This is a genomic window from Dialister sp., from assembly GCF_051885895.1.
In the GTDB taxonomy this organism is placed as follows: Bacteria; Bacillota; Negativicutes; order Veillonellales; family Dialisteraceae; genus Dialister.
Genome location: NZ_JBJEXP010000093.1, coordinates 1 through 6,499, shown reverse-complemented (window position 1 = coordinate 6,499; position 6,499 = coordinate 1). Strand labels below are relative to the sequence as shown.

Annotated in this window: 4 protein-coding genes; 3 read left to right on the top strand and 1 reads right to left on the bottom strand. The window is 50.6% G+C overall.

The window, feature by feature from the left end; genetic code table 11:
* Nucleotides 1–193: 193 nt before the first annotated feature.
* The gene (locus tag ACI4N7_RS08010; RefSeq protein ID WP_439732834.1) at nucleotides 194–847 is read left to right on the top strand and encodes a hypothetical protein; all 654 of its coding nucleotides are present in this window, start codon (nucleotides 194–196) and stop codon (nucleotides 845–847) included.
* A gap of 818 nt (nucleotides 848–1,665) precedes the next feature.
* Here the strand turns inward: ACI4N7_RS08010 and ACI4N7_RS08005 are convergent.
* Nucleotides 1,666–2,523 carry a LysR family transcriptional regulator gene (locus ACI4N7_RS08005; protein ID WP_439732833.1) on the bottom strand — a complete coding sequence of 286 codons (858 nt, stop codon included), beginning with the start codon at nucleotides 2,521–2,523 and terminating at the stop codon, nucleotides 1,666–1,668.
* Nucleotides 2,524–2,667: 144 nt separating this feature from the next.
* Here ACI4N7_RS08005 and ACI4N7_RS08000 point away from each other — a divergent pair, with 144 nt between their 5' ends.
* A complete protein-coding gene (locus tag ACI4N7_RS08000; RefSeq protein WP_439732832.1) occupies nucleotides 2,668–4,050 on the top strand; it encodes a TRAP transporter large permease subunit in 1,383 nt (460 codons plus the stop codon).
* Between the two features lie 9 nt (nucleotides 4,051–4,059).
* Complete coding sequence (locus ACI4N7_RS07995) at nucleotides 4,060–6,252, top strand: hypothetical protein (protein ID WP_439732831.1); 2,193 nt, start codon at nucleotides 4,060–4,062, stop codon at nucleotides 6,250–6,252.
* The last annotated feature ends 247 nt before the right edge of the window (nucleotides 6,253–6,499 follow it).

The window sequence follows — 6,499 nt, the reverse complement described above, 5'->3', positions numbered from 1 at the left end:
TAGAAACAAGGCCGGAGGGGCAAAGGAGGTGAAAGCCGGCGGCAGGGCCGACGGCGGATGATGAATCTGACAGAGCTGAGAAGAAGGCCGGGAAAGGTCAATGGATTTCTTTCCTTTATAGTGATGGTTTTATCCGCAATGAACCTGTATCTTTCGTTGAAGAGCCGGAAATGAGGTGTTTCCGGAAAGGAGAATGGATATGCTTGTGTACAGCCGTGCCCCGGGGGAGCATGTGTACCATCGGGAGCAGTGTATCTATGCCGGGCGCATCAGGGCGGAATACCGCGGGGTCTTTCGGACCATAGAGGAAGCGGAAAATGCAGGATATCACGGGTGCCTCTACTGTTCCACCCTGGGAAAGCTCTTCCGGAAGAATTACAGGAAAGTGCAGGATTTCTGCAGGAGGATGCAGATGACCTGCGTTTTTCAGGACGGAAGAATTGCCATAGAAACGCCCATTGACCGCTGGCTTCTGGTCTACGATCCCAGGAAGAATAAAGTCCGCACCTTTCACGAAAACTATTTCCGGAAAAAAGGAAAAGGACCTGTGGAAGGGTATCATGACCAGCACTGGTTCTTTACATCGGTCTTCGATACCCTGCTGTCCATTTACGACCACACCCAGGCCATTCTGGTGGATAAGAGAAAAGGGCCGGGGTTCATGAAATCGAAAATTCATGCCGCCGCAGGGCAGGCGGCCCCTCTTCCCATGGGCCGGAAGAAGCGGGCCAAAAAGAGACGGGAGGCCAGGGAAGAAAAGAGAAAGCACCAGATAGGCCATGTGCTGGACCTTATCGACTACCTGGAGGAGGCAGGACATACGGACTTCAAGAAGATAGAGATCTGAAATTCCGGCGGGTATGGTCAAAGGAAAGCAGAAATTTGGGGTGGTATATGCTGTTTTCATTGATTATCTATAAAATTTTTCTTCCAGTGTGTATGATGTCCTGCGCTGCTTCGGGCTGCCCGATCATGGACCATGTAAAAACACAGATGCCTTATGTTCTCGGGTTTGCTGCAGTATCGCTGGTATTGTATCTGATTTGCGGATTTGTCATGTAGCAGGCAGTGAATTTAAGATTTTAAAGGCCGGCAGCAGAAAATGAGCTGCCGGCTTTTCTATGCATCCATTATGGAAGTGTGGATTTCGCCTCTCCACTTCACTGCGCTGGAAATGACAGGAGGGCTATGGAACGATCGGGATCGGGACCGAGGTCGGGATCGAGGGCTTGCAGCCAAGAACCAGTTACTAGCCACCAGCCACTAGCTTCTAGTCTTATATGTCAGCCAAGGCGATCCCGTTCTCCACCTCGATCTCGAACCCAATCCCGACTGCGCCGCAGGCGCCCTCCCGTCATTTCGAGCGGAGGAACAGTGCCGGAATGGATAGACTGGTCCCTGGAGATCATGGAGAGGAGTCGAGAAATCTCCCGAAAGAGGTAGAGCCTGCAGATTGATTCATCAGCCGGTAAAAGGATTAGGAATCAGCTGCCGGCCATCTGCCCTGCTGTCACACCATGCCGCTCTTGGATGCGCCCTGTCTATGGGCAGGCAGGATGATTGGACAAGAAAATAAAAAATCGGAGCTCTATGAACTTTTTACGGTTCACAGGGCTCCGATTTTTATTGGCAGAAAGCTGACATCCCAAATAGGAGGAGGCGGCTTCAGCGGTATGTATTTTTGAAGTATTGGATGGTAAATTTTTCAAATTCCCGGCATAAGGCCGGCTGGAATGTATTCGGATTGCGGATGAGATAGACATACCGGAAACAGGGAATATCAGAAACGGGAATCTGTTTGACCATTTCCGTCTCTATCCGGGGCAGCAGACTGATTCCCATATTGAGACGGATGAGCATGAGGAGCACGTTCTGTTTGGAGACAATATTTTCCGCCACCGGAGATAATCCGGCCTGTTCGCAGAAATAGAGCTGGGTTTCATACATGTCATTCTCTTCTCCGGAATAAAGGAATGTTTCCCCTTTCATAGCAGACAGCTTCAGCTGCCTGGCATGGGACAAGGGGTTGCGGGAGCTCACTGTCATATAAAGCGGCTCTTTGGCCAGAAGCGTATGGAACTTATCCGCAATGGGATGGTAGGAGGACATGATAAAGAAATTGGTACTGGTGTCACTTCGCGAAAATCGTCCGCTGCGCAGTGTATAGGTGCTTTCAGGGTGCAGCTTTCTGAATGCATAGGTCAGGTAGGGGATGGCATTTCCTACGGAGGAAAAGGTGATGATGATCATATGGGAACTGATTCCGTTGGATTCCCTCAGCTCTCCTATGCAGGCATGGTATTCCGACAGAATCTTTCTCACCGTATTCAGAAATTTTTCACCGTTCCGGTTAAGGTGCAGGCTGTTGCCTGTGCGGTCGAATACGGAAAATCCCAATTCCGATTCCAAAAGGCGCAGTGTCCTTGACAGGGCGGGCTGCGATATGCGAAGCCGGGCGGCTGCTTTTGTTAAACTTCCACAGTCGGCTATGGTCTGGAAGGTGGAAAGAGTATCAAAATTCATGATAAATGCTCCTTAGAGAAATGATTTTCTTCAGTATAACATAAACGTTATGGTGAATATCAACATTTATCTTTTACAAAGAGGATTTCTATTTCTATAATAAATGGAAATATTCCTGTGAAAGATGGATTGGAGGCGATGGGTATGATGGCAGTACTGATTCCTGTTTTCTTTTTGATCATCATTACCATGTGTAAGAAAATTCCCTTCATTGGCGGAAACATGACCTTCGCCTTTTTCGGCGCCGGTGTGCTGGCGCTCCTGATGGGAGGGAAAATGAATCCTTCGGAGTGGATTTCTCCCTGGATCAGCAGCTTCAATTCCATCGCTTTTATTTTTTACATCGTGATTCTGGGAGCCGTGTTTTCCGCCCTGCAGGTAGCAACCGGTGCCATGGAAACGGTCCTCAATATCCTGCGCTCCATCTTTGGGAAGACACCGGAGGGACTGGTCTTTGCCATTCTGGTGACGCTGTACATCGGCGGCTCTCTCATGGGGACCGTAGCCGCTGTAGGCGCAGTCATCGGTCTTCTGGTGGTTCCGTCTCTACGGGAAATGGGAATGAAGCCTGATCTGATCTGTGCCACCATTGTCACCGGAGCCTCCATGGGCGGGATGATGCCTCCCGTATCCAATGCGGTGATTCTGGCCTGCGGACTGATCGGGATTGATGCCTCCCAGGCGCTCCTGGTGAGCTATATTTCCGTAGGGCTGGGACTGATCGTGATTACCCTCTTTTTCTGCAAGGTATATATTGAAAACCATTATGCCATTCCTGAAAATCTGATTCCCAAAGAGTCGGCCTGGACCATATTTTCCTGGAACTGGCCCAAGCTGATTCCCCTTTTTGTATTGATCACCTGCGTGATGCTGAACAGCATTCCGTCCATTAAATTTGATTTCCCCAGATTTGTGCTGAGCCTTCTTCCCGGATGGCAGGGAAATCTTTTTCAATCCATCAGCCATATCTATATCCTGGGAAAAATCACCAACAATATTGTCATGTCCATGATTTTTGCCATTCTTTCCTGCTTCATTGTGCAGCCTGGGATGTGGAAGAAGATGCGGGGACAGCTGATGAAACGGATCGAAGCAGTGAGGGATCCGGAAATCATTCTCATCGCCACGGCCTTCTTCCTGGGAGCTTTTAAGCTGGGAGGGCAGAACCAGGCAATTGCCCAGTGGGCAGGCGGACTGGACAGCACATTCCTGATCATCGGCGGCAGTCTGACACTGGTGATTTCCGGCATGCTTACCGGCGGACAGAGCACGGCTCAGTCCATGCTTCTTCCCATCCTGGCGCCGGCCTGGTCCTCCATCGGCATTTCCGACCTGAATATCGCCCTTGCCAGCTCGCATTTAGGCATGGCCGGGCAGGGATTTCCTCCCTGCGATATGAATACATTCATTCTGGCAGGGCTGGTGGGTTCGCTTTTGGGAGAAACGGTGAATCCTCTGAAATCCATGCTGTATTCGTCGCCCTACTGTATTTATCTCACACTGGCAGGACTCTATTTCTTACTTTGAGGAGGTACTATGAGACTCAATAGAACCTATATGGGAACCATGTCCATGACACCCCGGCGGGATGTGATGGCAGGAGAATTTTCAACCTGGACATTTACCTTTACCGCAGGAGAGTACGGCATTGATGACGGCGGCTCTCTGGTGCTGGCATGGAAAAGCGTCAGTGACTGGGATACGCCACAGTTTGACGAACCGGAACAGCCGGGATATACCACAGTGACTACAGACGGAGACTGCAGGGTAAAAGCGGCCTATCATAAATTTGTCCGCTCATTCGGAAACAGTATCCTGATCAATGTATACGGCGGCTATATCAAAAAAGGGGACACCATTACCATCACCATGGGAGATACGTCGCAGGGAAGCCTGGGGATGCGGGCGCAGTCCTTCTGTGAACGGGAGCACGAGTTCAGAACCTATCTGGATCCCTGCGGCACAAACAGGTATGAAGAACTGCCTGACCGCCTGAGCGTCCGGATCGTACCTGCCATGCATCATGAACTGCAGGTGGTGGTTCCGGGGACAGTAGAAAAAGATAAACCTTTTACCATGCATCTTCGGGTGCTGGATGAATTCGGCAACCCTACGGGGAAATACGAGGGGGATGTTTCCTTAACCCTGATCCAGGGAGAAGGCGGGAATATTCCCCGGGAAGTCCATTTCCCGCCGGATACAGACGGCATTTTCGCCATCCCCGGCTGCCGGATTACCAAAGAAGGATTCTGGACCCTGCGAGCGGAAGATAAGAAGCGGGGCTACATTGCCTGCAGCAACGGCTCCTGCTGCGTAAATCCGGGAGAACCCCATCTGTACTGGGGCGATATGCACGGCCAGACACGGCAGACCGTAGGCACCGGACGCCTGGATGACTATTACTCCTTTGCCAGGGACAAGGCACTGATAGATTTTACCGGCTGGCAGGGAAATGATTTTGAAGTGACCAATGACACCTGGGAAAAGATCCGCCGTTTCACCAAGGAATTTAACAGGGAAAATCAATTTCTTGTCTACCTGGGATATGAATGGTCCGGCACCACTCCCCAGGGCGGCGACCATAATGTCTACTTCCTTCATGATAACGATGTCTTTTATCCCAGCAGCAACTGGAGTGCTCCCGACTGTGACGTCAGCCTCAATGCCAATCCCATTCCGGAGCTCTATCAGAAGCTGGATCACCGAAAAGATGTCCTCCTGATTCCCCATGTAGGCGGCCGGTATGCCAATCTGGATTTCCTGAATCCGGAATATACCAGCGTTATCGAAATTCATTCCCATCACGGCACCTTTGAATGGTTTGCCATGGATGCCATGAAAAAACGGCTGAAAGTGGGATTTATCGCCGCCAGTGATGACCATACCGGAAGAATAGGGCTTTCCTATCCTCTTTCCGGCCACGGGAAATCCGCCTCCGGCGCTTTCGATGTGGCCAGCGGCCATACCGGGGTCTTTGCCGGACACCTGACCAGAAAAGAAATCTGGGATGCCATCAAAGCCCGGCACTGCTTTGCCTCCACCATGGATCGCATCTTCCTTTCCACGGCTGTCAGCGGCATAGGGATGGGGGATGAAGGAACCATACATGAACAGCCGGTATTCCATGTCAAAGCTGCTGCATCCCATCCCATTGAAAGCATCCAGATTTTTGACTGGGAAAAGCCGGTCTATTTCGAAGAACTCCTTCCCAAAGCGGACAATAGAGTCCGCATCCGCTGGAGCGGCGTCCAATACCGGGGGCGGGGAAAATCTGCCAAATGGGACGGCATGGTTTATGTACAGCATGGTAAAATCGTCAATGCAGAAACATATGCCTTTGACCGCATTGACCAGGGGATCACCATCAGGTCAGACCAGTACGTGAAATTTACCTCTTCCACCTCCGGAGACTACGACGGACTGATTCTTGAACTGGAAGGCGATGATGATACGGTCATCAAATTCAGCAGTCTCCAGGGAGCCGCAGAAGCATCCTGGAAGGAAATACGCACCAGGGGAATGGTGAAGCCCATGGGCGGCCTGAACCTGAAAGTGGAAATGCAGGAAGCCTTTGCCGAAGTACCGGAAGAAGAGTATGCCCGGGCTTTATATCTGGATAAGGCAGTCCCTCTGCCGCAGGAAAAGGGCGAACATGCCTACTGGATCAAAGTGCTCCAGTCCAATGGCAATGCCGCCTGGTCTTCCCCCGTATTTGTGACAATAGAATAAAAGCCTCCGGAAAATTTCCTTAAAAGCAGAAGAAGCCTGTTTTCATCCTATGAGAACAGGCTTCTTTTATTTGATCTATTTTCCTCCAGTGTCAGGATCTGTCATATTGGCGAGTATAATACAGGATAGAAAGAGAAAATAATTTGAAGAAGAGGTGGATAAAAGAAGGATCAGGTGAACGGCGGCAGAGGGAATTTACAGCGGACAGGTATCATGTTCCGCCTTCTGTCCGCTGCTTTTGAAGCTT

Coding starts and splice junctions, on each gene's coding strand:
- ACI4N7_RS08005 (WP_439732833.1), bottom strand. CDS start 2,523: ATGAATTTTGATACTCTTTCCACCTTCCAGACCATAGCCGACTGTGGA.
- ACI4N7_RS08000 (WP_439732832.1), top strand. CDS start 2,668: ATGATGGCAGTACTGATTCCTGTTTTCTTTTTGATCATCATTACCATG.
- ACI4N7_RS08010 (WP_439732834.1), top strand. CDS start 194: ATGGATATGCTTGTGTACAGCCGTGCCCCGGGGGAGCATGTGTACCAT.
- ACI4N7_RS07995 (WP_439732831.1), top strand. CDS start 4,060: ATGAGACTCAATAGAACCTATATGGGAACCATGTCCATGACACCCCGG.